The following is a 331-nucleotide window of genomic DNA, read 5'->3' on the forward strand; positions in this document are numbered from 1 at the left end:
CGTAAGGGAGGCAGCCGTTACCGTACGGACAGACAGCGGCGAGCCAGAATTATGCGCCTATGCAGAAGGACTCGGAAGAAATGAGGTGCGGGCGCAGCTTGAAACGCTTCTGCCCGGCTACATGATCCCATCTCATATGATAGAGATGGAACAATGGCCGGTTACGCCAAGCGGAAAGCTTGACCGAAACGCCCTGCCAGCTCCTGACGGAGCGGCAGATGAAGAGACCTACACGGCGCCGAGAAATGTGACAGAGATGAAGCTTGCCCAGCTGTGGGAAGACGTGCTGAAAAACGGACCTGTCGGGATTCGCGACAACTTTTTTGACCGC

1 protein-coding gene is annotated in these 331 nt (G+C 56.2%); it reads left to right on the top strand.

Annotated elements, in window-relative coordinates:
• The coding region (locus V6D44_RS20995) for a hypothetical protein (protein WP_333516864.1) at positions 1-331 on the top strand (331 nt) is incomplete at both ends.

The organism is Bacillus sp. 0209A, assembly GCF_036765095.1.
Taxonomy (GTDB): domain Bacteria; phylum Bacillota; class Bacilli; order Bacillales; family Bacillaceae; genus Bacillus; species Bacillus subtilis_G.